The organism is Pseudomonas sp. GL-B-12 (assembly GCF_019955895.1).
Lineage (GTDB): Bacteria > Pseudomonadota > Gammaproteobacteria > Pseudomonadales > Pseudomonadaceae > Aquipseudomonas.
In genome coordinates, this window is sequence record NZ_JAHBCX010000046.1 from 1 (window position 1) to 26,326 (window position 26,326).

Consider the following 26,326-nt stretch of genomic DNA (forward strand, 5'->3'; position numbering starts at 1 on the left):
GGGTAGTCGCAGGCAAAAGCTCAGGAACGAGAAAACGTAAAGCAGAACGAGTGGCGGCGCGAAAGCCGGGACCTGTAGATATCGTGCACACCATACTGACATCGGCAGTACCGCCACTTGCAGTTAGCAGAACAATTTAGCGGACGCCCAGAGGAGTTTCGGGATCAGACTAGATCGATATCGCGCGTTTGCGCGCGGCATCGATCTAGTAATCGCTATACCTCATCAGTGTCTTTAGCTGACCAGGCGAGCCGAGTGGGGATCGTAGACCACATCGGTAACCGACCCATCCCGAATGCGCTCAACCGCTTCGTCAATTACATGGAGAGGTACTAAAAACCACTCCCTTGGCTTGACCGGATGGCCGAAGCGATCTTCGATGGTCAAGTCGAGCTGAGCCCCACCGAACAGACGGTGGAAGATGTTTTCTAGCCTAGTGCGGTTCAGGTTATGCAGCTTGTAGGTGGCGACAACCTCAACGTCGGCCAGCAGATAGGTCGCATCTTTTTGCGCGTTAGCAATGCGCGTCTCCACTTTGCCGCCGGTCACGCCGATCTTGTGGATCAGCTCGCGGTGCTCGGCGACAAATGGGTGGCTAGACAGGCTCCGCAGCACATAAATTGTCCCGTTTTCAATATCGTCGGGCTCTGAAGCATTGCCAAACAACGGTCCCATGTCCGGATCGGTTACTCGCCGACCGGTTTCATCTTTGTAAAGCGCCCGTTGGAGCGAACGACGCAACAAGTTGCTTTCCGTTCCGTTGGCGTAGATGACACGCAGGCGTGCATCGCTTTCGCCATTGGGCGCCTTGATGGTTTCGCCGATTTCCGCCACGTAGGCCAACTGCCCGCCGACAATGAAGTAGTTCCCCGATTCAATGCTGGCATCGCGACCAAAGCGCAAGGTTTTGCGAACTTCATATTTCAGATCCCTTTCAGCCAGCTCGAACAGTGGTTGAAACCTGTCAAAATCCGCACATGGCGTACGATCGGCGATTTCCTCAGCTGCACGTTTTTCAGTGCTGGAGCGTACGTGACGAAGCACGGTGATGTCGTCCTGGTCTGCGGGTTCACCGCCAATACCCAGCTCGGCCAGCAAGGCGTCCTCATCTAGGTCATTCACATCCAGCGTTACGGTCCCGGTCAGTAGATCGGGGCCATCCAGCTCAGCCAGTAGTATTTGCGCTTCCGGTAATTTGCGCAGCTGATCCAGGCGTACGGCGTACAAACGCTCGAAAACATCACGGTCTTCACCATGCAGTGGCGCGCGACCGTGGGTCTGATAAAAGCGCAGAATGTCCTCGAAACCAGCGATGATGCGTTCTTCACGAGCGGTTCGAGTGACTGTTTTGAGAGAGGGAACCTCTACCCCTAGAGCATCCAGTAGGTCGTCATCATTCATGTTAGCGCTCCATCTTTAGCGGCTTCTTTTGTGGTGCCGAACGATTTGGAGGGTTCATACTCTTCAGGGTAGTAGCGAGAGAAGTAGTTTGCCGCATCCTGCTCAGCCCGGTCAGCAAACCTAGGGTTCTCCGGAAAAATGCTGGTAGGCATATACTTATTTAAAATATTGCTCTTCTGTTTGTGCAGCAGTGTGCGCTCACTATCTATTTTCTGAGCGTACATGCTTCCGTCCGCAACAGATTGCCACTTATGCTCAGCCTCAATAAATAAAAGCTCAAGATCTTTAAGCATCAACGAAAACGTTTTGAGACGATCCGCGTAGGGGAGTAAAGGGTAGATGACTGAGAGCACCTGTGAGCCTGCGATAATAGCACCCCAGAGCACAGCCAGTTCTTTCCAGACAACCCAAGCACCGATACTTGCGCTAGAAGTTATTGCTATGACTGCTTTAATGAGGCGCTCTTTTGCCTCAGCTTCAAGCAAGAGCCGCTGAACGAAACCAATATTGAACTTCAATTCATGAAGTTCTTTCCAAAATCGCTCTTGCGCCATCCTTTACATCCCCGACACCGACATTAATAAAACCAATCAAGCTAAAACAAGTCGCTAATAAGCTTTTCTGCTCGGCTATTTTTCCGTCTTTTTAGGCGCTGCTACTTTTGGCATAGTTGGTGTTTCTTTGGGTATTGGTAGCCCCTTTTGGCCTGCTAATGCCTGAGCACGATAACGTGTTAAAGCAGCTACACCTTCTGCCATGCGCTTTTCCCAGCCATCAGCGGAATTAATGTCTGGCAAGCGTCCACGCTCGTTCTTGAACTGCAACGCACGCTTCGCCAGGTCGCGTGCTTCGTCTTCCGGGATGCTAACCTTCTTGGCAGAAATGCTGGCTTGGACTTGACGCAGTGATCTTTCATCCATCGCTTTCGCCAGCACAGCATAGGCGGCATCGAAGGGATTGATGCGATCGATTAAATCAATGTCCAGCTCGCGCACGTTAACGAACTTACGCACACCATCCAACAGCGCCGTACTGCCCTGCACTGCATCGCCACCGTTTACATCGGCCTGGCCCAAGGCCAACTTGGCCTGCTGAGTAATGTTCATGGCGGCGATGGCGTGCTGGCGGATGGCTTCCTGATCGACGTCGCTCAAGTCTGGGTAACGCTCACGTACGATCTTGCCCATGCGCAACTGGGTCAGCTCTTCGGGCAGGGTATTTTCCTTGTCGAAAAGGCCGCGTTCCAGCACGGTTTTGTCCTGCAGGAAGTTGGTCACCACTTCATTCAAATCTTCCTTGCAGATGCGCGTTGCCTCTGCGCTTTGCGGCGTGATCAGCCCCTTTATCTCGACATGGTACTGGCCTGTGGTTTCATTTACACCCAAGTTGGTGCCGCCTGGTTGATAACCATCAGGCCCATAAGTGAAACCCTCTTTCGGTCCTGTATCTTTCGGGGTGAACTCATAGCGCGGGGCTAACACCTGTTCCATCAGCAAGCTGGCGGAAATGGCCTTGAGCATATCGTTCACCGCCTCAGCAACAGCGGCTTGATCGGCTGCGGGCTCTGCGATCAGGTTGGTGAAGCGTGAGCGCTCCTTACCCTCAGCATCACGCGTTGCACGGCCAATGATCTGCACAATTTCGGTCAGGCTGCTGCGGTAGCCAATGGTCAGTGCATGTTCACACCAGATCCAGTCAAAGCCTTCCTTCGCCATACCCAATGCGATGATCACATCCACGTGGTCGCGGTTGTTCTTCTGCGCCGGGTCTTTCAGCGCGCCGAGCACTTTGGAGCGTCTGGTCGCGTCGCTGTCATCCACCAGGTCGGCCACTTTCAGCGTGCAACCGTCCTTGGTTTTGATGAGGTGGAAGCCGGTCGCCGGGTCGACACCCTGCCAATCGCCCAGCGCACTCATGATTTCGTTGACCTCGCGCTCCTTGTCTTTGAGGCTTTCGCGGGCATTCACATTAGGGATATGGATGATGGTTTTCAGCACTGGGTCCAGCACCTTGGCGACGGCATCCACATACTTACCGGTGTAGAAGAAGTAGCCGATATCCAACGACTTGAGCCAGCGGTAGCCGTTAAGCTGCTCGTAGTAGGTGTAAGTCACCGTCTCAAACCTGGCTTCTTCCGCCGGGGCCAGCACGGCCTCGCTGTCGCCACGAAAATAAGAGCCAGTCATGGCCACCAAATGCACTTTATCGCGGCCGATAAACGCGCTTAGCTGGCCGCCCAACTTGTTGTCCGGGTTGGCTGAAACGTGGTGGAATTCGTCGATGGCAATCAGGCGATTGTCGAAGGCTTCGATACCTAGCTCTTCCACGGCAAAGCGGAAGGTGGCATGGGTGCAGACCAGTGTCTTGTCGGCGCTTTTCAGGAAAGCGCGTACGGATTCCACCTTGGATTTGGCCACACGCGGCTCATCGATGCCAGGAGCATTGCATAGGTTCCACTGTGGAGCCACTTGCCAGTCCCAGTAAAAACCAAACTTGCTCAGCGGCTCATCGGCGAAGCTGCCGCCAATGGAGCGCTCCGGTACCACGACAATTGCCTGTTGCAAGCCCTGGTTATGCAGCTTATCCAGCGCGATAAACATCAGGGCGCGGGACTTGCCTGATGCGGGGGGCGACTTGATCAGTAGGTACTGTTCGCCGCGCTTGGTATAGGCGCGTTCCTGCATGGTACGCATACCCAACTCATTGGCTTTGCTGGAAGCCCCGGTATGCGCCGTGGTGATGGATACCGATGGCACCGTGTAAGAGTTGGTTGGGTTGTGGTTCTGTTCGTTCATTGCGAGTCATCGTCCATGGATGCGTCATCACTTGCCAGTTCGCGCTCGATCTGTTCGATGCTGGGCAGGCTGGTTTGCAGCTCTGCCGGCAGGGACTCCACCAATTGGTATTCGGCCACACCGATGGGGCGGGCGTTATCACGCAGGGCGTATTCGGCCACTACCTTGTTCTTGCTCTTGCACAGCAGCAGACCGATGGTGGGGCCGTCCTGTGGGTGCTTGAGCTGGGCATCCACTGCAGTGAGGTAAAAACTCAACTGGCCCAGGTGCTCGGGCTTGAACTTGCCGGCCTTGAGTTCGATCACCACATAGCAGCGTAGCTTGAGGTGATAGAACAGTAGGTCGATAAAAAACTCGTCACCGCCCACATCCAGCAGCACTTGCTGACCGACGAAGGCAAAGCCTGCACCGAGTTCCAACAGGAACTCGGTGACATGCTTGACTAGAGCGTTTTCGATCTCACGCTCCTGCGCATCAAAGGTCAGGCCAAGGAAGTCGAAGCGGTAAGGATCTTTCAGCGACTCGCGGGCCAAGTCGGACTGCGGTTTGGGCAGATGGCTCTCGAAGTTACTGACTGCCTTGCCACTGCGCTCCAACAGACGAGCCTCGATCTGCATCACCAGAATGTTACGCGACCAGTTGTGCTCTATGGCCTTGGCGGCATACCAGCGGCGGGTTTCCGGGCCGGGCAACTTGTCCAGCAGCACCAAATTGTGACCCCAAGGCAATTGTGCAGCAGCCTGTTGCACAAACTCCGCGTCAGGCCACGCCTCGGCAAAGGCACGCATGTACTTGAGGTTGCGTGGCGAAAACCCATTCATATCGGGAAAGGCTGCGCGCAAATCCTGCGCCAAGCGCTCGATTACCTTGGCACCCCAGCCCTGCTGTGCTTGCCGGGTCAAAATATCGTGACCGATCTGCCAGTAGAGCTGCACCAGTTCGCGGTTCACCGCCAGCGTGGCGCGCTGCTGAGCATTATGGATGCGGCCTTTGAGGTCGGTCAGCCAGTCGCCGTAGCCTTCGGGTGGCATACTCAGGCTAACAGGGGTGTCGCTCATGCCTTTATCCCTCGTGGCTTTTTCGGCGCGGCCTTCGCTGCGTTTGCCGCCATCTTGGTGTAGAGGTCAAACAGCTTTTCCAGCCGCTCGGTGTCGTTCTTGAAGCGACGACCAATATAGATGCGCTCCAGCACTTCATCGTTGCGCTCGTGGGCACGGCGTAGGTTGTCCGGCATGCTGTCGGGGTTGTACAGATCGGCAATGGTGGCGGGGAAGTGCGCCTCTCGGGCCAACAGGATGTTTTCAGCGCAGGCGGTTAAGTCGGCCTTGTTTTGCTCTGTGAGCAGGGGGATCGGGAAGGTATTCCAACCGAGGGTGTTGGAGTAGCGAAAGTCTGTTTTCATTTTGCCACAAACAGTACCAATCCAAACCAGGTGCAAACGGGAAGCGATAAGGGCCATATTCCAAAGAGGTGCATCGTAAAGAGCAAAGGCTAAGTCTGTGACGATTGAGCCTCTGGGAAGTAATCCTACGGGAAGATATTCACGGGACTCCGACGAAACCTTCGGAACAATCGTTACGACTTCATTGCCTACTTGTTTAACCTCTTCAAACTTGTGAGGCCATGCGGCGCCTTTCTTAGTGGCAGCCTTTGGGCTTTTTAATCGAAAAGCAGCAACCGCATTTAATTTGCAACTGATGTCACGATTAGACTTAGCCTCTTGCTCTTGGCTGTCAGAAATCCACAAGCAGAAACGCACTTCACCTCGAATATACTCACTTGCACCATATACGCGCTTAAGAAATTTAACTACATCCACATTACCTTCTACTAGCCTTTGCTTTTCTTCCTCTGCGAAAAGCAAATTCCCACCTTCGACCGGCTTACCACCGGCATCCATCTGGCTTCTTTCATCGGCGGGGTACGTCTGTTTATCGACTATGACGTCTGCGCCGGATACCAAATAAGCATTGATTCTATCGACCTCTTTAACCGCCACCTCTCCATTGCTATTGGTCGAATAAATCCGCCGACTCCTCTCAGGGTCGTTAGAAATACAGACAATTACAACGGTCACACCTGCATTGTGACTTGCAAGATTTGCCCACTTAAATGAGGTGTATGTAAATACGATCTGGTAGTTTTTTGCAAAAATTAACGGCCAGAGAATCGGTACTTGCTGACCCTGACAAATGGAGTTGGTAGATACAAAAGCAGCTTTTGCCTTGGTTTTGACACCATAGTCGGCAGCTTTCATAAACCAGCCCGCCACATAGTCTAGCGATTTCCAGTTTTTTGTGCGGGAGGCAAAGATGGCTTCCAAATCTGCCTTCTGCTCATCAGTCTGCCAAGTTGAACCAAGATAAGGCGGATTACCACATATGTACGTCTCGCCACCTTCGTTCTCGAAATCGATTTCCGCCTGATTTAGTGGCGTGCCAAATAAGTCATCCGCAATTATCTTGACCGCCGTACCCGTAGGCCGGCAGACACTCAACCAATCCATTCGCAGCGCATTGCCACAAACAATCCAGTTCTGCGCATTCAGCGGTAAAAACTCCGCCAGAGCATCCTGCTGGCCGCGATAAAGCACATCGCATTGGAACTCGGCGATGATCAGCGCCAAGCGGGCAATCTCTGCCGGAAAGTCGCGCAACTCAATACCGCGAAAGTTGGTCAACGGAATTTCAGACCTGTTGTTGGCCTCGCCTCGGCGGCGATTGATCTCTGCCTCGATCTCGCGCATCTGCTTATAGGCGATGACTAAGAAGTTCCCGGAGCCGCAGGCTGGGTCAAATACGCGGATACGCGCCATACGTTTGCGGAGGTTGAGCAGCTTGGCTTTGTTGTCTCCTGCCACATCGAGCTGAGCACGCAAATCATCAAGGAACAGCGGATTCAGCACCTTGAGGATGTTGGGTACGCTGGTGTAGTGCATGCCCAGTGAGCCGCGCTCCTCATCATCGGCTACGGCTTGGATCATGCTGCCGAATATGTCTGGGTTGATTTTTTTCCAGTTCAGTTTGCCGGCGTGAAACAAGTAAGTGCGTGCCATGCGTGTGAAGCGCGGTGCCTCGGTACTGCCTGAAAACAGGCCGCCATTCACGTAGGGGAAGCTGTTGGCCCAGTTGGGCAAGCGAGGCTGAACAGTGGCTCGCTCGGCCAGCTTGATGTTCATAGCGCGGAAAATTTCAGACAGCACCTGATGGGTATTGGAGCCATCGCGTTCGCTGTACTGCTCAACCGTTTTGGTAAACAGGCCATCGCCATTAAAAATGTCGGTATCTTCAGCAAAAAAGCAGAACACCAGCCGCGCCATAAAATGGTTCATGTCGGCACGGCGTTCGTCTTTGGCCCAGTCAGGGTTCTCGTTCAGCAACTCGACGTATAGCTTGTTCAGGCGGCTGGTAGCGCGCACGTCGATGGGGTTGTCCTTGATCTCCTTAATGGTGGAGATACCGGCCAAGGGCAACAGGAAGCCGAAATGGTTGGGAAAGTCCGGGTAGTCGCAGGCGATGGTTTCACCCGTAATGAGCTCTTCGGACTCCAGCGTTTGCCCGTCTGTGGCAAGGATGAACTTTGCTTTGGCCTTTGTGGTAGCCGGGCTGGCGCGCAATGCCTTGAGCGTTTCGCCCACGCTACCAGATTCGCATGCGGCGATATGAATGTTATTGCGCAGTAGCACGCCGCCAGGCACGTCGGAAGCGTTGTTGTTGCCGGCACGCAAGCGTTTGAGGGCTGTTTCCTTATTGCCAAAAGCGGCCAGGAAGACAAACGGAAATTCCACCGCGTCAAAGGGCTCAAGGGCCAGGTCCGAAATAGCGGACTCAATTTCTACTGCATTCATGATTTACCACTGTCCAGATCGCGTATGAACGAGTACGGCGAATTAAGCCGTTAATTTTGCGGATGATGACTAGGCCACTTGAGTGCTTCAACCTTCGTGCCGGCCACGGCCTGACATGATAACCCCGATAGCCTCGAACAAGGTCGTATCGCGTATGGCGACAGCGGAACTACTAGAGCGGCGATGACCGCATTGCAGCTGGATCACAGCAGTGACAGAAGAAAAACCCATTTCTGAAATTTAGTGGGGATAGCACGTTTGGGCTATGCGCAGAGGGCAGTTCACTGCCAATCAGGGTAACGAAGCGTGCTGGTCAGATTGAATGAAAATGGGTGGACAAGTGGAGTGCAGTATTCCAATTGGTATTCCAACCAAAAATAAAAATCGATATTAATCTTATAAATCAATAGCATACTAAGCGGATTCAAATTACCCCGGCCCACCAATCGAGACACCAACGAAGCCCGCCCAGTGCGGGCTTTCTTGTTTCTGGCTATATCGCAAGTCCTCCAACAGTCTGAAGCAGGGACAGCCAAGGCACGGCGACTCAGTGAGTTTCGATGATCCCCGTCCAGGCTGAAACAGAACCCACGCTAACGATCAGTACTTGATGTCCCGAGCTGTGCGACGGGTATCCTGCTTGGTACTGCGCTTGTCCTGGCGACATTCTACGTTGCTCTTGTCATTGCCCTTTCTACAATCATCCTTGGTTTGCCGGGCAGTGGAGCGCCCTTCCTGCCTGGTATCGCGAGCTTCACGCCGTTGTTGACCCTGCTCGGTTGCGTAGACGGGTAGCGTCACCCACTGCACGCCAGCAGCGATGAGCAGCGTCGCCAGGGCTTTCAAGTAGTGCTTGCGAATCATGATTTTTCTCCAATCCCATATCGCTTGGTCGCTTCGTTCGCGCCCCCAGGAATTCAGCGAAAACGTGAGTTACATCGTACGCTCACAACTCACAAAAGCACTTTGTGGTACGTGAATTCTGACGATAGGGTCACATGGGCAGTCGCGCTAGGCTGTTATGTGCATGGTTGCAATATGGGCATCGGTAACGACTAAGCTTTGCAGCTGCCTGCCCGCGAAGAGGCCAGCGAGACCCTCCAGAATATTTTGCATCCACGGTCGCCCCTATCACTGCCATCCCCTCGGAGAAGCCCATGCGCCAAGCCCTCCTGATCATCGACGTACAACCCGGCTTCGCCCCGCCGCAGTGGCTGATCGACGGTATCCAGGCGCTCATCGGCACCCTGCCCAGTGTTGCCACGGTCGAGCGCCATGACGAATCCATAACCCCCTTCGAAAAACAGCTCGGCTGGCACCCCGCGCCGGACGATGACAGCCTGATCCCGGCCGACCGCATCTTTATCAAGCACGGCTATGCGCCCACACCAGAAACCATCGACTACCTGAAAAGCCTCAACGTCGAACGCGTGCTGGTGTGCGGCCTGCAGACCGAAACCTGTTGCCTGGCGGCGGGGTTTGCGCTGTTTGATGCGGGTTTGCAGCCGACGTTGATCACGGATTTGACGGTGGGGTCTTCGCTGGACCGGACGGGCGGGTTGGGGGTCAGGCTTTGGGAGCATCATTTCAAGCACACGGTGAGATCGAGTGACCTGTGATCGGTGCAACGACTTCACCGCGTCCTAGGACATTTCCCGCAAAACGCGTCGCCTTTCATGAACTGGCGGATGCAACTTCTCGACGATAGCCTTCAGGGGTCGCTGCACATCAGCGACCGGCTTTGACAGGCTGAAAACCGGGGCAGCTCCTATAAACAGACCAGGATCTCCATCATGAAAAGACACAGCCCCACCCCGCAAGACTCTTCACCCGATACAACTACCGAAACACCCAACTTATCCAACCTCTCCAAAACCACCGAACCCACCATCAGCGCCCGCCTCCGCAACCCCAATCACCTCGATCCCATCAGCCACGTATTCACCCTCCGCCCAAACATCGACACACCGTCCCTGCTCACCCACGCCAGTGAAACCCTCGCCTCACTCAACGTCATGAGCACTGACCTTGCTTGCGAGCTTGAGAGTTCGCGTCGCAACATCGCCCTGGCGATCCAGCAGTTGGCCGTGCTGGCGCAATTGCTGGTGAACCGGGCACTGGACAACATTGCGCCACTCGACGAAGTGGAGGCTTGAGATGGATCGATACATGCCGATGACCGGCATCGACTGCACCATCGCCTCGCTGCTGATCGACACCGAAGCACCGCTGGATGTGCTGCACGAAACAGCCGCTTATCGCATTCGAACCGCGACGCAATTGCTGGAGAGTTTCGCGGCTGACGAGGGTGCTTACAGCGAACTGGCGCGGGTGCTGGTCACGTCCCTGCGCGATGGTTGCGATTTGCTGGATGTGGTTGGACGGCGGTTGCGGATGCAGGTTTGATCCTTGAAAAATGGACGGTCTCATTGAGGTCGTCCAACTCCAGAGCCGCGATCATCAAGCACGCAGCCGCTTAACCCCAACCCCCACCAATATCCCCAACACAATCGACACCAACGGCACCGCCCCCACCCAGGTCAGCGTCGGAAACACCAACAAAATCTGCGAGTCATTCCCACCCAGCATCATCGATGCACCGGTCCCCATCAACACGCCCGCGAGCAAATGCCTGCCCGCTGTCATCGCTGCAAACCGCTGATAGTTGAACGTGCGGCGATGCAAGGTGTAACAGAGCATGCCCAGCATCAGCATGGCGAACACCGTCACACGCTGGGTGGTCAATGATGTGTCGCCCGGGCTCCAGAACCTTTGCGAGAGATCGTAGAAGAATACGCTGGGCGTCCACAGCGGTTCGAAGGTGTAGAGGGCACTGGTCAAAGCCCCCAGGAGCAGGCTCGACAGCACCAGGTGTCTGTCGCCGTGAATCCGCATCAGGAACAGCAAAATCAGCAACACGATGCCAATGACCAGCCAGTAATGACGGCTGGTGATCATCGGCATTTGCAGCGCCCGGTGTTCGGGCAGCATGTTCAGGTGATGCCACAGTACGATGCCCAGCACCCAGCCGAGGACGGTGAAGACCTTGTTGAGGTTGCCGCTGGCGAGCTTGGTGAGGGTGCCGACGCTGCACCCGTCGTTGAGCACCGAGGCGAGGCCGAACAAGAGCCCGCCACCGACCAGCGACAAGTAGCCGACCTCGGGAATGAACAACGGCTGGCTGACGCCAGACAAGGCGTAGAGCGGTGCGAGCAACAAACCGAACAGACCGCAACTGACCAGCGACACGAACAGGGTCGGCCGGCGTTTGAGCAGCAGCCCCATGGCATTGACCAGGCACATGCCCATGCGCTGGGACACCCAGCCAATGAGGAACGCCAGCAGCAGTGAAACCGGCAATGAAAACACGGGGCTCCTTGTTTCCGGGTGATGGCAGCGAGTCGATGCCTGACAGACAGATTAGTCGCTGGGCAAACACTTCGGATGAACCCGCAAAGCCCTTCTACACTCATTTCGCAATCGCCCTACAACCCCTGTCGAATAGGCCCCCATGACCACCCTCACCGACCGTTTGAAGCAAGGCAAGGATGCGCGCAAGAAGTGTTCCCGCAGTTCGCAAGCAGCCTTGGGCAATGTCGACCGCGACCCAATACCGCTGATCAAGGCGTCGAGTGAAGGACGCGTCAAATCGCTGGTGGAGTTGCGTTACGGACGCATGCTGGTGTCACCTTTCACCTTCTATCGCGGCAATGCGCTGCTGCAGGCCCACGATCTGGCGGGCACCTCGAACATGGGGCTGGTATCGCCGATTTGCGGCGATTGCCACCTGATGAATTTCGGTGGTTTCGCAACGCCTGAACGCAACCTGCTGTTCAGCGTCAACGACTTCGATGAAGCCCATCCCGGGCCGTGGGAGTGGGATTTGAAACGCCTGGTCGCGAGCTTCCTGGTGGCCGCCCGCGACTTGCGCCATGGGGAATCCGTTGAGGAAACGATCTGCCACGAAGTGGTGCACGCCTATCAGCAGACCATGCTGGAGTGCGCCGAACAGAGTGCGCTGGAAACCTGGTACGAATCCATCAGCTATGACGACCTGCTGGCGCAGGCCAACAAAAGCACCCTGGACCATGTGGAACGCGCCATCGCCAAAGCCGAACGTCGCACCCACGCCGAACTGCTGCCAAAAATCAGCGAACGCGACGCCCATGGCCGTCTGATCATTCGCGATGACCTGCCGGAAATTTTCCATCTGCACAAAAACACCACGCTGCTGGACGCCGATGACGACTGGTTACGCCTCTCGGACTGGCGTCCGCTCTACGACACCTTCATGCGCGACTATCGCGGCACCCTGCAAGCGGACCGCCGTGATCTGGTGTCGCGTTTTCACGTTCAGGACATGGCGTTCAAAGTGGTGGGCGTGGGCAGTGTCGGCACCCGTTGCCTGGTGGCGCTGCTGACCGACGATCAGGAGTTCCCGCTATTCCTGCAATTCAAGGAGGCACGACGCTCGGTGCTCGCCGGCTACGTGAAGACCAGGTCGCGGATACGGCATGAGGGGCAACGGGTGGTCGACGGCCAGCGGTTGATGCAATCGGCCAGCGACCTGTTCCTCGGCTGGACCACCGGCCCCAGCGGGCGACATTTCTATGTGCGGCAATTGCGCGACATGAAAATCTCCGCCGAACTCGAGACCTTCGATGGCGACGCATTCGCCGCCTATGGCCGGCTCTGCGGCCGGGCCCTGGCTCGCGCCCATGCCAAGTCTTCCGGGCACGCGGCGGTGATCAGCGGCTACATCGGCAAGAGCGACGCACTGGCCGATGCGCTCTATAAATATGCCCAAGGCTATACCGAGCACAACGAGCGCGATTTCGAGCAGTTCCAGCAAGCCTGCCGCAAGGGCCGCTTGCGTGCCCGGTCGGAAGCCGACTTTGCCGCGGATCATTTGCCGTAGCGGTGTCGCAAGCTCTGGTACGGGGCATTGAGCGAGATGAATTTTTCTTCACCCCACCACCCCGCGCGAGCCTGTACATTTCGCTCGCTCATTCAAGAAACTACGGTTTGCCCGCTCTCCCGCGGGCTTTTTTTTGCCTGCGGGTTTGCGCCCATCACTGTGCCACCTGCGCGACGCTCCCTGGCGATGGCTCGGGTAGCAAACAGCCTTTGGCCATCCACTGGCAGTCTCTGACCCAGCGATAGCCGGACTCCAGATCGCCGCGGTCGTTGTAATACCCCAGCCTGAGTTGAGTGGCACTCAGATCGAGTTTGGCAAAACCAGCCCGCGAGTCAGTAAAGGTGCTATCCGGTGTTGGCGTTTGCAAGGCAGACAGCCTCTTGCCACCCGCCCCGGAAATCACCCAAGCGGGTTCGCCTGCACGCAACAGCAATTGCTGGTTGTGATCATGACCCGACAAAAGCAGATCGACGTGGTTGCGTTGCAACACTGGCAAGAGCCATGTGAGCAGATTCGACTCCTCGTCATGCTTGCCTTGATTGCGCACCGGGTGATGGGACGCGGCTATTCGCCATACCGGTGCCGGTCCGGGTGCCTGGTACGCCTGATCGATCAAGTCGATTTGCTGCTGCAAACTCTCACGTGGCGCCGAGGTGTCGAGGAACACCATCCGCACCAATGGCCGCCCGTCAACGTCACCGAAATCCTTGACGTAGAAATTCGCCGGCATCTGCCAACGGCCCGATCCCTTGTGCTGTTGGCCGTACTCGATCTCGTATTTTTGCGACACCGGGTAATCGTGGTTGCCCAGCACCGCGTAGAACGGCACATGGCTGAGCCAATGGCCCCGATAGACACGCTCGAATCGGGTTTCCCAGTGGAGATCGTGGGTGCTGGTCAATGGCTTGCCATAGAAGTTGTCGCCGAGGAAAACCACCATGTCCAGGCGCCCCTCCCTGGACGCAACCCACTCCATGGCTTGTCCCACCCGCCACTGTTGCAAGTCGCCGCTACCCTGATCGCCCACCGCGATCATCGACACCGATGCAGGGTCCAGACCGCTCAACGGAACGTACGGCGATGGTGGCGTAAACAGCCAGTAACCACCGGTCGCCAATAAAAGAGCGAAGGCAATGCCCGAGCCAAGTACGATCCTTCGGAGCACCAAACGTTTTGCAGAAATCGAGGTGGAATTTGTGCGTTTCACTCAGGGACTCACTGGGCCTGGAAAGCCAGACAGGGTGGCGAAATGAAGATCAATCTACCCCCCCAATAGATCACAGCATTTGTTCACGATTTGTTAAGAAATCGTTCTTTAGACTTTTTCCAGCCTGTTTTTTCGGCCTTCCTTTTCCGGTAGCCAGAAGTCATGTCGTGCACTGTGTTGCCTGCGGCTTTTCAGCGAACCGTTTCTGGAAAAAGTGCCTCTGAGCCTGTGGCTTGATGCTGAGCCTGCTGCACCGTTGATCGCAGTCGCACACAAACCCTGAGCTTTCTGAAGGTTTCCCCGGGCAAAAAAAAACCCGCAGCCCTTTCGGGTTGCGGGTTTTTCAGTTCAACGCCAACTCAATTCACAGGTTGAGTCTGAGTCGCCGGTACCGGTTGTTGCGCTTTGGAGAGCACCGGCTGTTCCAGCCTCGCTCGTCCGTAAAACGCCAGCGCCGTCAGTAAACACGCCAGCCACACGAAGATCCCGGCCCAGAAGGTGTGGGACATGTAGTGCCAGCCTTGCAGCACCCGCGTTGTACCGTAGATGAAGCCGAGGGTCAGCGAGCCGTACATGATCGCTTTCGAATAGCGCCAGCGATAACGGCGAGCCACGAAGTACAACGCCAGCATGGTGAAACCGCCCGATGCGTGTCCGCCCGGCCAGCAGCGACCGTTACCGGCGACTTTCAGCAGGTCGAAATTCTCATACCACTCAACGTGCTCCTTTTTGCCGCCGTACTGGGTGGTCTCGATCGGGCAATACACGCTGGTGTGGCCCTTGAGGTAGTGAATCACCCCGGTGCTGATGGAGAACGCGAACACCACGTAGAGAAAATCGCGACGGTGCCGGGTGGCAAAGCGCAGCACCGGTGCGACTTTGATTTTTTCCAGGAAGGCGATGATTTTCGAGTGCTTTTCAGCCTTCAGGCGCGGCCAGAGAAATGACAGCAAGGCACCGATAATCGCGATCTCGCCCGTCCAGTTCGGGATGATCCGCGCCCATTTATGGGTAATTTTTTCGAACAGATGGACATGGTCCAACGGGAACGTCTGCGTCACCGGATCAAAAAAGTAATTATTGAAGGCGATGTCGATGCTGGTCATGTCGAACATCAGAAACACCACGACCGCGCAGGCCAGCGGAATACCGAAGTTCACCCAGTAAAAGCGGTAGCGAGAAGCGGTCAGCATTGTGAATCCTGATTCAGAAAGATGAAGGAAAAGCTCAACGAGTGGTCACCGAGCTCCAGTCGGAAGCTTCGATGAAGCCAAGCATGCGCGGAGTCTGCGGGGTTTCGGCGGAAATAAACAGTGAGGCGCCGTAACCCAGCGTCGATGCCGGCAACTTGAGGTCTTTTTCCAGTTGCTCCATGCACTCGCTGTGAGTGACAAGAATCAGATTGCGCCCGGCCACTTTGTGCGCCAGGGAGTCGCGCAACATGGTGCCCTTGCAACTGATCAGCCAGTTTTCACCCGTGCCAACCTTGTTGAACATGAAGTTGGCGGTCTGCGCTGTACGCAATATCGGGCTGTTGTAGATATCAGCCTTGTCCAGGCCCAGGTGCTTGAACTGTGCCCCGAGGCTCTCGGCAACACTGCGAGAGCGCTCGGTAATGCCATCGTTGCCGATCAGGCAAGGCGCCGAGGAGTGATCGCAGCGCTCGACGTGACGCACCAGCACGATCATGTCGCCCTTGGCCCATCCCGTCATCAAAGCCTGTGCACCGGCTACATTGCCGTGAGCCAGGTCCGGTGCGGTGGCGGGACGCAACAAAAATACGGTCAGAGGGATGACCAGCAGCGCCGAGGCCAACACCACGGCGGCATTGCGATAGCGAGCATAGCGGTTCAGATCGATCGAGCGTTTTTTCCCGAAAAGACTCAGTCTCAATTCCACATCAAGCCGCCTCACCGGCACACAACACCTCATTAGATCCCGAAAGGCTAAAGAAACGTGCGTTGCCGGCGGGTGAAAGACATGTGAAAAAAAGCTTAAAGCATTGCAAAAACCTTGTTACAGAATCCGCCATACAAAAACCTTTCAGCTCCCGGGATTGCTGCCGATACATCCTGCTTACACAGCTTGGCGGCTTCCAAAAAAAACAATCTTCCAGCCAACCGACGATAAAGAAGTACCAAGTTCCTGGAGGAATGTGATGAATAGCTGGTTCGGCAACATCAGCGTGAACCTGAAACTGGGCCTGGGGTTTGGCCTGGTCCTGGCACTGACCTGCGTCCTCGCCCTGACCGGCTGGACCAGCCTGGGCGGGTTGATTGACCGTAGCAACTGGATGAGCGACATCACCCAGCTCAACGCCGGCCTGGCCAAGCTGCGCGTGGTGCGCCTGCAATACATGCTGACCAACGGCGACGAAACCGCCGCACAGAGCGTGCAGACCACCCTCGACGCCTTCTCGGCCCAGCAGCAAGCCCTGCTGGCGAAGTTCAAGAGCCCGGAAAACCTCAAGCTGCTGCGAGAGCAAGGCGCCGTCATCGACGCCTACAAGACGTCCCTGGGCAAGATGCGCAGCGCCTATCGCGCCGGCAACAGCGCCCGCGACGCCATGAGTGCCAACGCCGAAACCGCCAACACGCTGATCAATGACATCAATACCCGCGTGCAGCAAATGCCGTTGAGCGACCAGCGCTTCGAACAGTTCCAGGCCATCACCGCGGCCAAGGAAGCGTTCCTGTTGTCCCGCTACGAAGTGCGCGGCTACACCGCCAGTACCAATGCCGAGACCGAGCAAAAAGCCGTCAACCAACTGGACGCCGCCATCGCCAGCCTGAAACCGCTGAACGTGCATTTCGCCGATTCCCAACAAGACGCCCTGCGTCAGCTGGAAACTGCGCTGGGCAACTACCGCAACGCCTTGCAGGCCTACAAGGCCGCCAGCAATGACGCGGTGCAATCGCGCAAGGAAATGACCGACCAGGGCGCCGCCATCGTGTCCCAGAGCGATCAGCTGTACCAGATCCAGCTCGACCGCCGTGACGCCGAAAGCGCCCAGGCACGCACCCTGCAAATGATCAGCACCTTGCTGGCGTTGCTGGTGGGCATCATTGCCGCCGTGGTCATCACCCGCCAGATCACCCGCCCCTTGCGCGAAACCCTGGCGGTGGTCGATCGCATCGCCAGCGGTGACCTGTCCCACAATGTGCTGGTCACCCGTCGCGACGAACTCGGCGTGTTGCAGCAAGGCATCGCGCGAATGGGCGTGACCCTGCGCGACTTGATCAGCGGTATCCGCGACGGCGTGACCCAGATCGCCAGCGCCGCTGAAGAGCTGTCGGCCGTGACCGAGCAGACCAGCGCCGGGGTCAACAGCCAGAAAGTCGAGACCGATCAGGTGGCCACCGCCATGCACGAGATGACAGCCACCGTGCAGGAAGTCGCGCGCAACGCCGAAGAAGCCTCGCAAGCCGCTGCGGCGGCGGACGGCGAAGCCCGTGAAGGTGACAAGGTGGTCAACGAAGCCATCGCCCAGATCGAGCGTCTGGCCAGCGAAGTGGTGCGCTCCACCGAGGCCATGAGCGTGCTGCAACAGGAAAGCGACAAGATCGGCAGCGTCATGGATGTGATCAAGTCCGTCGCCGAGCAGACCAACCTGCTGGCGCTCAATGCCGCCATCGAAGCGGCCCGTGCCGGTGAAGCCGGTCGTGGTTTTGCCGTGGTGGCCGACGAGGTCCGCGGCCTGGCCCAGCGCACGCAGAAATCCACCGAGGAAATCGAGGGCCTGGTAGCCGGCCTGCAGAACGGCACGCAACAAGTGTCGGCGGTGATGAACAACAGCCGCGTCCTCACCGACAGCAGCGTGGCCCTGACCCGCAAGGCCGGCGAGTCACTGGAGAACATCACCCGCACGGTGTCCAGCATCCAGTCGATGAACCAGCAGATCGCCGCCGCTGCCGAACAGCAAAGCGCCGTGGCCGAAGAGATCAGCCGCAGCATCATCAACGTGCGCGACGTGTCTGAACAGACTGCTGCTGCGAGTGATGAAACGGCTGCGTCGAGTGTTGAACTGGCGCGGTTGGGCAATCAGTTGCAGATGATGGTGAGTCACTTCAGAGTCTAGGCTGAACACTTCAGCGAGTTGCCAGGAAGCCCTTTGAATAAAGGGCTTCTCTCATTTCAGGCAGTCGAACTGCTTATTTGGCGAAGTTTTCGATCTTTACCTGGCCTTCAGGAAAGGTGGCGATGATTTCCAACTCGCCACCCATCGCACGGATGTAGTTGCGCAATGTGCTGATGTACATATCTGTGCGACGTTCCATTTTCGAGATCGCCGCCTGGTTGACGTGAAGTGCTTTGGCCAGTGTTTCCTGGCTCAACGCTTGCGCCTGACGAAGCTCGTGCAGCGGCATTTCTTCTCTTAGTTTATTGTGCAAGGCCTCGACACGTGCTTGAGACTCGGGAGAGCGACGTGCCACTAAATCAGCAAATTTCTTAGCCATTGTCATAGCCCTCTTTCTTTAATGTTTCCAAGTGCTCGTCGTACAAGCGTTCGGCCAACGGAACATGAACCTGATACCAACGTTCCTGTCCGGTTTTGTCACCGCCTATCAGCAGGATCGCGCAACGCCGTGGATCAAAGGCATACAGCACACGGAGCGGTTTGCCGGCGTGTTGCACTCGTAGCTCACGAAGATTGCCATGCCGCGAGCCTTTGATATCACTCGTGTATGGAAAGCCCAAGTGCGGTCCGTCATCCCCCAACAACATGACCGTGGCCTGCACCGAGTCCTGCTCGGCTTCATTGAGTTGATCCCACCAGGTCTCAAACTCATCCGTGTATTCAACGTCCCACTTCATACAAATATGCCACCCAAGGAATATAACCTCAAGGGAATGACTGTACGAATTTCAGCCGACCTCCGACTACCCTTGAGCCCCCACGCAATTGTTAGTGATGATTGCTGGTGGAACCTGGATATCGTCGAGTTCTAGAGGGGGCGCGAGTGCTGGCGCAACACTGGATGGCGTTGCAGGTGGGTGGCATCAGCCTGGATATGGGCAAGGCCAGTTCCCACGCAATGCGTGGGAATGAATCAATGGCTGGCTAAACCTCAGACACAAATCGCATTGGTAAACACCAACCGATTGCCAAACGGATCACTGATGGTCATATCCTGGCTACCCCATGGCATGGCCTGGATCTGTGGAGGCGCAAACGCATACGACTTGGCCAGCAATTGCTCCTGGAAGGCTTCCAGTTCATCGGTCTCGATGCGCAAGGCCGAACCCGGCGTACTGTCGCCGTTGTGTTCGGACAGGTGCAGCACGCACTCACCCCGCGAGACTTGCAGGTACAACGGGAGGCTGGCTTCGAAACGATGCTGCCAGTCGATCTTGAAACCGAGGAAGTCGACGTAGAACTCCACTGCCTTGGCTTCGTCGAAAATGCGCAGGATCGGAGTGGTTTTGCCGAAGCTCATCGGGTTGCTCCCTGTAGAAGCGAGCCTGCTCGCGATGGTCGTTAACGATAACGCGTTTTGACTGGCTAAACGCGGCGCCTTTGACTCCATCGTCGGATCGCCGCCCGGAGCAGGCTCGCTCCTACATGATTGAACAGCGTTAGGTAGTCGGGTTTGATATCAGTCCTTCGGCGCGAAAATGCCATCCTTTAGCCTCAAAGTGCCATCACTGTGACGCAGTCCTCGAAACTCACTGAAAACCCGTGCGCAAATCCCCTTCCCGGGCCAGGAACCGCCCTTCCCTGCGCCCGTTGGCCTGGCCATCGCGGTAGCTCAACACACCATTGACCCATACGCCCTCGATACCTTGCGCCGCCCGCTGCGGGTCGTTGAAATCGGCGACATCACGGATGGTCGCCGGATCGAACAACACCAGGTCGGCCCAATGGCCTTCGCGTATTTCACCGCGCTCCTTCAAACCGAAGCGTGCCGCCGACAGCCCGGTCATTTTGTGCACGGCGGTGTGCAACGGGAACAGTCCTACATCACGACTGAAATGTCCGAGCACCCGGGGGAATGCGCCCCACAAGCGTGGGTGCGGAAACGGGTCTTCCGGCAAGCCGTCGGAGCCGACCATCGACAGCGGATGCGCGAGGATTCTGCGGACATCCGCCTCATCCATTCCGTAGTACACCGCACCGGCCGGTTGCAGTTGGCGAGCGGCCTCCAGCAACGGCACATTCCATTCGGCGGCAATGTCCATCAGGTCGCGGCCGCCCATCTCCGGGTGCGGCGTCGACCAGGTGATGGTGATGCGATGGGCATCGGTCACCTGCTTGAGGTCCAGGGTCGAAGAGCTCGCGGCGTATGGATAACAGTCGCAACCCACCGGGTGAGTCTTCGCCGCCTCTTCGAGGGATGCCAGCAGCTGCGGACTACGCCCCCAGTTACCGGCGCCGGCGCATTTGAGGTGGGAAATGATCACCGGGCTTTGCGCATGGCGACCGATCTTGAACGCCTCGTCCATGGCCTCCAGCACCGGTTCGAACTCGCTGCGCAAATGGGTGGTGTAGACCGCCCCGAACGCGGTCAACTCTTCAGTCAGCTGCATCACTTCCTCGGTGGACGCCGAGAAGGCGCTGGCATAGGCAAGGCCGGTGGACAGGCCCAAGGCGCCAGCCTCAAGGCTTTCGCGCAATTGCTCACGCATCGCGCTGATTTCGTCCACTGTGGCTGTGCGGAACAGGTCGTCCAGATGATTGCTGCGCAACGCTGTGTGGCCGACCAACGCAGCAACGTTCAGCGTGGTGTTCGCCGCTTCGACGGCCGCGCGGTAGTCGTGGAAGGTCGGATATACGAACGCAGCGGCCGTGCCCAGCAGGTTCATCGGGTCCGGCGGATCGCCGCGCAAAATCACCGGTGACGCACTGATCCCGCAGTTGCCGACGATGACCGTGGTCACGCCCTGGCTGAGCTTGGGCAGCATCTGCGGCTGACGGATCACCACGGTGTCGTCATGGGTGTGCACGTCGATGAAACCCGGCGCCAGCACATGGCCCTGCGCGTCGATTTCCTCGCTGGCGTGGGCATCGCGCAAGTCGCCGATACGCTCGATGCGCCCGTTGAGAATGGCCACGTCGGCGGGGTATCCGGGGCTGTTGCTGCCGTCGATGATCAGGGCGTTGCGGATCAGCGTGTCGTACTGCATGTCAGTCTCCCAGCGGCAAGTGATCGTCGCCGCCGCGGTATTCGTCGAGGGCGAGTTTGATCCGCCGCAGACGTTCTTGATTGTCTTCAGGATTGGCCAGGGCCAGCTCGGTGGCGAGCACGTCGATGGCCAGCAGCATGCCGTAGCGCGCTGCCGTGGGTTTGTAGATGAACGAGGTTTCGGCGCTTTGCAGGGGCAGGACGATGTCGGCCAGTTGCGCCAGCGGCGAGTCTGCCCGGGTGATGGCCAGAATGCGTGCGCCGTAGTTGCGCGCCAGCTCCACCGTTTCAATCAGCTCCGGGGTGATCCCGGTCAGCGAACAGACAATCACCACCTGTTCGGCACTGAGGCTGGCGGCGGTGACGCGCATCATCACCACATCGTGGCACACCGCGATCGGATAGCCGAGGCGCACCAGGCGCACCTGCAGTTCATCGCTGCACAGGGTCGAGCAGCCGCCCATGCCGAAAGCGTGAATCATCCGCGCCTTGCCCAGCAGTTTCACCGCATCGGCGAAACGTGACTCATCGAACGCTGCCAGGTGTTGGCGCAAGGTCGACTCGATGTCGCCCACGATCTGCCCGTAGAACGCCGACTGCTCGGGCGTGCCCGCCGGGTCGAGAAACCGGCTGCCGACGCCGCTGGCCTGGGCCAGTTGCAAGCGCAAGTCACGCAGGTCCTTACAGCCGACCGTGCGGGCGAACCGCGACAGCGTGGCGCTGCTGACCTCCGCCCGCAGCGCCAGTTCATCGAGGCTGGCGGAGGCGGCAAATCCTACGTCGTCGAGCATCAGGCGGGCGATGCGTCCTTCACCGGCGCTGAAGGAATCCTGACGGGCGCGGATCTGGTAGAGGATGTCCATGCAAGTGGCTCCGGCTAAATCAGGTAAGAAAGGCCAATGGTCAGGCCGAAGGCGACGACCGAGATCAACGTCTCGAGCACGGTCCAGGTCTTGAAGGTTTGGGCAACGGTCATGTTGAAGTATTCCTTGATCAACCAGAAACCGCCGTCATTGACGTGGGAAAAGATAACCGACCCGGCGCCAGTCGCCAGCACCAGTAGCTCCGGATGGGGATAACCCAGACCAATGGCCACTGGCGCGACCACGCCTGACGCGGTGGTCATGGCCACAGTGGCAGAACCGGTGGCGATGCGCATCAACGCGGCAAACAGCCAGCCCATCAACAGCGGCGACAAATGAAACTCGTGGGCCAGGCCGACGATCTGGTCGGTGACGCCGGCGTCCACCAGAATCCGGTTCAAGCCACCACCGGCGCCCACCAGCAGCGTGATGCTCGCGGTCGGCGCCAGGCATTCGTTGGTGAACTTGAGGATCGATTCACGGTTGAAACCCTGGGCCAGGCCGAGAGTCCAGAAACTCAGCAATGTGGCCAGCAACAGCGCGATCACCGAGTTACCGATGAACAGCAGGAACTGGTTGAAACCTGTGCCCGGTGTGGAAATCAGGTTAGCCCAGCCGCCAATCAGCATCAGCACCACCGGCAACAGAATGGTTGCCATGGTGATGCCGAAACCCGGCAGGCTGTCGCGCGGTTCACGCTCAAGGAACTGGCGTTCCAGCGGGTTTTCCGCCGGCAACTGAATGCGCGGCACAATGAATTTGGCGTACAGGGGACCTGCGATGATCGCCGTCGGAATGCCGATCAGGATCGCGTACATCAACGTCTGCCCCACCGACGCCTGATACACCTGCACCGCCAGCATCGCCGCCGGGTGCGGCGGCACCAGCGCATGCACCACCGAAAGCCCGGCGACCATCGGCAAGCCGACCATCAGGATCGAGACGCCCACGCGCCGCGCCACGGTGAACGCAATCGGCACCAGCAAGACGAAACCGACTTCGAAGAACAGCGGCAGCCCCACCAGAAACGCGATGCACACCATCGCCCAATGCGCGTTCTTCTCGCCGAAACGGTCGATCAAGGTCCGCGCCACCTGCTCGGCTCCACCGGACTCGGCCATCATCTTGCCGAGCATCGTGCCCAGCGCCACCACCAGCGCGATGTGCCCCAGGGTCTTGCCGACCCCAGCCTCGTACGCCCCCACCACGCCGGACGGCGGCATCCCGGCGACCAGCGCCAGGCCGATGGAAATCAGGGTGATGACAATGAACGGGTTGAGCCGGTAACGGGCGATCAGAACGATCAGTGCGATGATGGCAACAGCGGCATACACCAGCAGCCAATAGCCGAAGGACAGGGTCATGCGGTACTCCTCGAGAGGGTCACGTCGAAATATTTGTGAAACTCTTAAAACATTTCGGAAGGTGATTTTCAAACGAGGTGAAAGTAATTTTCGTGCAGAGGTAAGGCGCGTCGTACAGAGGTATGAGTTGTCGCAAATAATGAAAATCAGGCAGGCGGATTTTCATCGCGCCTGCCTGATTGATTTCAGTCGTGCTGCATCCGGGCGCGCTTGAGCAATTTCTTGCAACGCTCGGACAAATGCTGCACCCGCAGGTGCTTGCCGGCCTTGGCATAGCGCTCGCGCAAGGTGCCCAGCGCGGCGATGGCCGAGTAGTCGACAAAGCTCAGGTGCTGGCAATCAAGTGTCACTTGCGCCGGGTCATTGGCCGGATCGAACTGATTGAGAAAGGGTGTGGTCGAGGCGAAGAACAGCGTGCCATGCACCCGGTACAGCTTGCTGCCGTCAGTTTCCAGATGACTGTCGGCATACAACTGTCGGGCCTGCTGCCAGGCAAAGTTCAGTGCCGCGATGATGATCCCGCAGAGCACCGCCATTGCCAAGTCGGTGAAAACGGTAATCACCGTCACCGCGATGATCACCAGCACGTCGTTCAACGGCACCTTGTTCAGTACCCGCAACGAGGCCCAGGCGAAGGTCTGTTGCGACACCACGAACATCACCCCTACCAGCGCGGCCAGCGGGATGCGCTCGATCAGCGGCGACAGAAACAGGATGAACAACAGGATCGACACCCCGGCCACCACACCGGACAAACGCCCGCGCCCGCCGGAACTGAGGTTGATCATAGTCTGGCCGATCATCGCGCAACCGCCCATGCCGCCGAGCGCACCGGACACCACATTCGCCGCCCCCAGCGCCACGCACTCGCGATCCGGGTAGCCACGGCTTTCGGTGATTTCGTCGGTGAGGTTCAGGGTCAACAGGGTTTCCAGCAACCCGACCAGCGCCATCAGGATCGCGTAGGGCGCGATGATGCGCAGGGTGTCCAGGTTCCACGCAATGTCCGGCAGAGCCAGCGTCGGCAAGCCACCGGCAATGTGCGCCATATCGCCCAGGGTGCGGGTCGGCAGGCCAAGCAGGTACACCGCCAGGCCCACGCCGAGAATCGCCACCAGCGCCGGCGGCACCGTACGGGTCAGGCGCGGCAGCACATAGACAACCATCATGGTCACCGCGACCAGCCCGATCATCATGTACAGCGGCGTACCGCTCAACCAGGCCTCCCCGCTCTTGAAGTGCTCCAGTTGCGCCAGGGCAATGATGATCGCCAGGCCGTTGACGAAGCCGAGCATCACTGGGTGCGGCACCATGCGCACCAGTTTGCCGAGTTTGAGCAGCCCGAACGCCATCATGATCAACCCGCCCAGCAACACCGTGGCCAGCAGATACTGCACGCCGTGTTGCACCACCAGCGCGACGATCACCACGGCCATCGAGCCGGCCGCGCCGGACACCATGCCCGGTCGCCCGCCGAACAGCGCGGTCAGGGTGCAGATGATGAACGCGCCATAGAGGCCCATCAGCGGATTCAGGTGGGCCACCAGCGCGAAAGCGATGCACTCGGGCAACAGGGCGAAGGAGGTGGTAAGCCCGGCCAGGACATCGGCGCGTAGACGTTTTGCTTTCATGGGGAACCGCACACAGGGAGAGACGAAAAAGAGCGTGCGGATGTTACGGAATTGGGGGCCGACCGGCCATCATCTGTGTCATCGAAAAAGTCTTCGCGAGCAAGCCCGCTCCCACATTCGATCGCATTCCTTCTGACGGAGCGCGATCAATTGTGGGAGCGGGCTTGCTCCGGGCGGCGTTCCGACGAAGAACGATGACGCGGTTTTAAGCGAACTCACACCATCTCGTCGCGAATCCACTCCACCACCGACGTGCGCTTCGGCACCCACCCCAACAATTCCCGCGCATGCTTGCCGCGCACCCGGCTGTTGGAACCCAAACCATAGTTGGCCATCTCATAGCCCCACTCGGCTTCCGCATCCTTGAGCGCCCAGTCCTGCGGCTCGCCCAGGTTCAGCGCCTGGGCCATGGCGGTGGTCATGTCGATGAACGACGCTTCACCGCTTTCGACGAAGTAGAAGGTGCCCGGTACGTTTTCAGTCAGCGCCAGCAGGTACAGTGCAACCACGTCCTCGATGTGCACATTGGACCAGATGTTCTGACCCGGGCCGACATGACGCACCACACCACTTTTACCCGCCTGTTTCAGCAGGCGTGGCAACTGCACACTGTCACGATGGACGCCCAGGCTGTGGCCGTAGATCAGCGTGTTACAGATCACGGCCGAGTTCACCCCATCCATGGCCGCCGCCAGGATCAGGTTGTCGATGGCCACGCGCGCCGCCTTGTCGACTGTCGGTTTCGGCAGGTTGTCTTCGAAGTAGATGACATCACTGGATTTACCACCCGAGGCATCACCGACGATGCTCGAACCGCTGGTGTGCAGGAACACTTTGCCAGCACCGCGCAAGGCATCGAGCAAGGCTTCCACCGCGCCACGATGATCGCTGCTGGCGGCGTTGATCACCGCGTCGGCAGCAAGCGCCTGATCGGCCAACAGGGCGCAGTCGTCCAGCGTACCGATTACCGGGGTGATGCCCAGTGCACGCAGTTCATCGGCTTGTTCGGCGCTGCGCACCAGACCGGTGACGTTGTGGCCGGCCTGGACCAGGCCCGTGGCGATGGAACCGCCGATAAAACCGGCGGCACCGGTAACGAATACATTCATGGAGAAACTCCCTGCATTGATCAGTGATGCAAGGAGTATCAAGGAGCGATCACTGCCGAAAAATGCC

The 26,326-nt window shown here is 57.9% G+C and carries 23 protein-coding genes; 5 read left to right on the forward strand and 18 right to left on the reverse strand.

The genetic code is table 11. The features are described from left to right. Positions 1 to 234 precede the first annotated feature (234 nt). From KGA85_RS23875 to KGA85_RS23900, 6 genes are all read right to left on the reverse strand, one after another. Entirely contained in the window at positions 235 to 1,401 is a 1,167-nt protein-coding gene (locus KGA85_RS23875; RefSeq protein ID WP_223543430.1) for a GIY-YIG nuclease family protein, read from the reverse strand. Next, the gene (locus KGA85_RS23880) at positions 1,398 to 1,955 is read right to left on the reverse strand and encodes a hypothetical protein (protein ID WP_223543431.1); all 558 of its coding nucleotides are present in this window, start codon (positions 1,953 to 1,955) and stop codon (positions 1,398 to 1,400) included. Before KGA85_RS23880 ends, KGA85_RS23875 begins: the two co-directional genes overlap by 4 nt. 75 nt (positions 1,956 to 2,030) lie before the next feature. Then, positions 2,031 to 4,196 carry a DEAD/DEAH box helicase gene (locus KGA85_RS23885; RefSeq protein WP_223543432.1) on the reverse strand — a complete coding sequence of 722 codons (2,166 nt, stop codon included), beginning with the start codon at positions 4,194 to 4,196 and terminating at the stop codon, positions 2,031 to 2,033. Beyond that, on the reverse strand, positions 4,193 to 5,254 hold the full coding sequence (locus KGA85_RS23890; RefSeq protein WP_003197627.1) for a YhcG family protein: 1,062 nt from the start codon (positions 5,252 to 5,254) through the stop codon (positions 4,193 to 4,195). Before KGA85_RS23890 ends, KGA85_RS23885 begins: the two co-directional genes overlap by 4 nt. Next, complete coding sequence (locus tag KGA85_RS23895) at positions 5,251 to 8,043, reverse strand: class I SAM-dependent DNA methyltransferase (RefSeq protein WP_223543433.1); 2,793 nt, start codon at positions 8,041 to 8,043, stop codon at positions 5,251 to 5,253. Before KGA85_RS23895 ends, KGA85_RS23890 begins: the two co-directional genes overlap by 4 nt. 600 nt (positions 8,044 to 8,643) lie before the next feature. Next, positions 8,644 to 8,907: a hypothetical protein gene (locus KGA85_RS23900; RefSeq protein WP_223454221.1), complete on the reverse strand. Its 264-nt coding sequence runs from the start codon at positions 8,905 to 8,907 to the stop codon at positions 8,644 to 8,646. A gap of 293 nt (positions 8,908 to 9,200) precedes the next feature. On the opposite strand from KGA85_RS23900, the gene KGA85_RS23905 reads away from it, so the two are divergent. The 3 genes from KGA85_RS23905 to KGA85_RS23915 all read left to right on the forward strand — a co-directional run bounded on the left by KGA85_RS23905 (position 9,201) and on the right by KGA85_RS23915 (position 10,449). Beyond that, positions 9,201 to 9,662: an isochorismatase family protein gene (locus KGA85_RS23905; RefSeq protein ID WP_223454223.1), complete on the forward strand. Its 462-nt coding sequence runs from the start codon at positions 9,201 to 9,203 to the stop codon at positions 9,660 to 9,662. A gap of 174 nt (positions 9,663 to 9,836) precedes the next feature. Continuing rightward, positions 9,837 to 10,199, forward strand: coding sequence for a DUF6124 family protein (locus KGA85_RS23910; protein ID WP_223533425.1), 363 nt, complete (start codon positions 9,837 to 9,839; stop codon positions 10,197 to 10,199). A gap of 1 nt (position 10,200) precedes the next feature. After that, entirely contained in the window at positions 10,201 to 10,449 is a 249-nt protein-coding gene (locus tag KGA85_RS23915; protein WP_223454225.1) for a hypothetical protein, read from the forward strand. A 54-nt stretch (positions 10,450 to 10,503) separates the two neighbouring features. Here the strand turns inward: KGA85_RS23915 and KGA85_RS23920 are convergent, their stop codons facing one another. Next, on the reverse strand, positions 10,504 to 11,412 hold the full coding sequence (locus tag KGA85_RS23920) for a YeeE/YedE thiosulfate transporter family protein (RefSeq protein WP_223537639.1): 909 nt from the start codon (positions 11,410 to 11,412) through the stop codon (positions 10,504 to 10,506). Positions 11,413 to 11,554: 142 nt separating this feature from the next. Between KGA85_RS23920 and KGA85_RS23925 the strand changes: the two genes are divergently transcribed. Then, a complete protein-coding gene (locus KGA85_RS23925) occupies positions 11,555 to 12,961 on the forward strand; it encodes a DUF2252 domain-containing protein (protein ID WP_223459874.1) in 1,407 nt (468 codons plus the stop codon). A gap of 154 nt (positions 12,962 to 13,115) precedes the next feature. On the opposite strand, the gene KGA85_RS23930 is transcribed toward KGA85_RS23925, so the two are convergent. From KGA85_RS23930 to KGA85_RS23940, 3 genes are all read right to left on the reverse strand, one after another. Next, the gene (locus KGA85_RS23930) at positions 13,116 to 14,126 is read right to left on the reverse strand and encodes a metallophosphoesterase (protein WP_223459876.1); all 1,011 of its coding nucleotides are present in this window, start codon (positions 14,124 to 14,126) and stop codon (positions 13,116 to 13,118) included. Positions 14,127 to 14,527: 401 nt separating this feature from the next. Then, entirely contained in the window at positions 14,528 to 15,361 is an 834-nt protein-coding gene (locus tag KGA85_RS23935) for a phosphatase PAP2 family protein (RefSeq protein ID WP_223459878.1), read from the reverse strand. Between the two features lie 34 nt (positions 15,362 to 15,395). After that, positions 15,396 to 16,067: a histidine phosphatase family protein gene (locus tag KGA85_RS23940; RefSeq protein ID WP_223533875.1), complete on the reverse strand. Its 672-nt coding sequence runs from the start codon at positions 16,065 to 16,067 to the stop codon at positions 15,396 to 15,398. A 259-nt stretch (positions 16,068 to 16,326) separates the two neighbouring features. Here KGA85_RS23940 and KGA85_RS23945 point away from each other — a divergent pair, with 259 nt between their 5' ends. Then, positions 16,327 to 18,246 carry a methyl-accepting chemotaxis protein gene (locus KGA85_RS23945; RefSeq protein ID WP_223533874.1) on the forward strand — a complete coding sequence of 640 codons (1,920 nt, stop codon included), beginning with the start codon at positions 16,327 to 16,329 and terminating at the stop codon, positions 18,244 to 18,246. Positions 18,247 to 18,319: 73 nt separating this feature from the next. Here KGA85_RS23945 and KGA85_RS23950 read toward each other — a convergent pair whose 3' ends face one another. The 8 genes from KGA85_RS23950 to KGA85_RS23985 all read right to left on the reverse strand — a co-directional run bounded on the left by KGA85_RS23950 (position 18,320) and on the right by KGA85_RS23985 (position 26,259). After that, entirely contained in the window at positions 18,320 to 18,625 is a 306-nt protein-coding gene (locus tag KGA85_RS23950) for an XRE family transcriptional regulator (protein WP_223459884.1), read from the reverse strand. Beyond that, positions 18,618 to 18,983: a type II toxin-antitoxin system RelE/ParE family toxin gene (locus KGA85_RS23955; RefSeq protein ID WP_223459886.1), complete on the reverse strand. Its 366-nt coding sequence runs from the start codon at positions 18,981 to 18,983 to the stop codon at positions 18,618 to 18,620. Before KGA85_RS23955 ends, KGA85_RS23950 begins: the two co-directional genes overlap by 8 nt. A 254-nt stretch (positions 18,984 to 19,237) precedes the next feature. Further along, positions 19,238 to 19,606, reverse strand: coding sequence for a glyoxalase superfamily protein (locus tag KGA85_RS23960; RefSeq protein WP_223459888.1), 369 nt, complete (start codon positions 19,604 to 19,606; stop codon positions 19,238 to 19,240). A 229-nt stretch (positions 19,607 to 19,835) separates the two neighbouring features. Further along, positions 19,836 to 21,293: an N-acyl-D-amino-acid deacylase family protein gene (locus KGA85_RS23965; protein ID WP_223459890.1), complete on the reverse strand. Its 1,458-nt coding sequence runs from the start codon at positions 21,291 to 21,293 to the stop codon at positions 19,836 to 19,838. Between the two features lies 1 nt (position 21,294). Next, a complete protein-coding gene (locus tag KGA85_RS23970; protein WP_223459892.1) occupies positions 21,295 to 22,155 on the reverse strand; it encodes a MurR/RpiR family transcriptional regulator in 861 nt (286 codons plus the stop codon). A gap of 14 nt (positions 22,156 to 22,169) precedes the next feature. Beyond that, positions 22,170 to 23,519, reverse strand: a complete 1,350-nt coding sequence (locus KGA85_RS23975) for a GntP family permease (protein WP_223459894.1) — start codon at positions 23,517 to 23,519, stop codon at positions 22,170 to 22,172. A 185-nt stretch (positions 23,520 to 23,704) separates the two neighbouring features. Continuing rightward, positions 23,705 to 25,150: a SulP family inorganic anion transporter gene (locus tag KGA85_RS23980; RefSeq protein WP_223459895.1), complete on the reverse strand. Its 1,446-nt coding sequence runs from the start codon at positions 25,148 to 25,150 to the stop codon at positions 23,705 to 23,707. 215 nt (positions 25,151 to 25,365) lie between these two features. Beyond that, the gene (locus KGA85_RS23985; RefSeq protein ID WP_223459897.1) at positions 25,366 to 26,259 is read right to left on the reverse strand and encodes an NAD-dependent epimerase/dehydratase family protein; all 894 of its coding nucleotides are present in this window, start codon (positions 26,257 to 26,259) and stop codon (positions 25,366 to 25,368) included. Positions 26,260 to 26,326 lie beyond the last annotated feature (67 nt).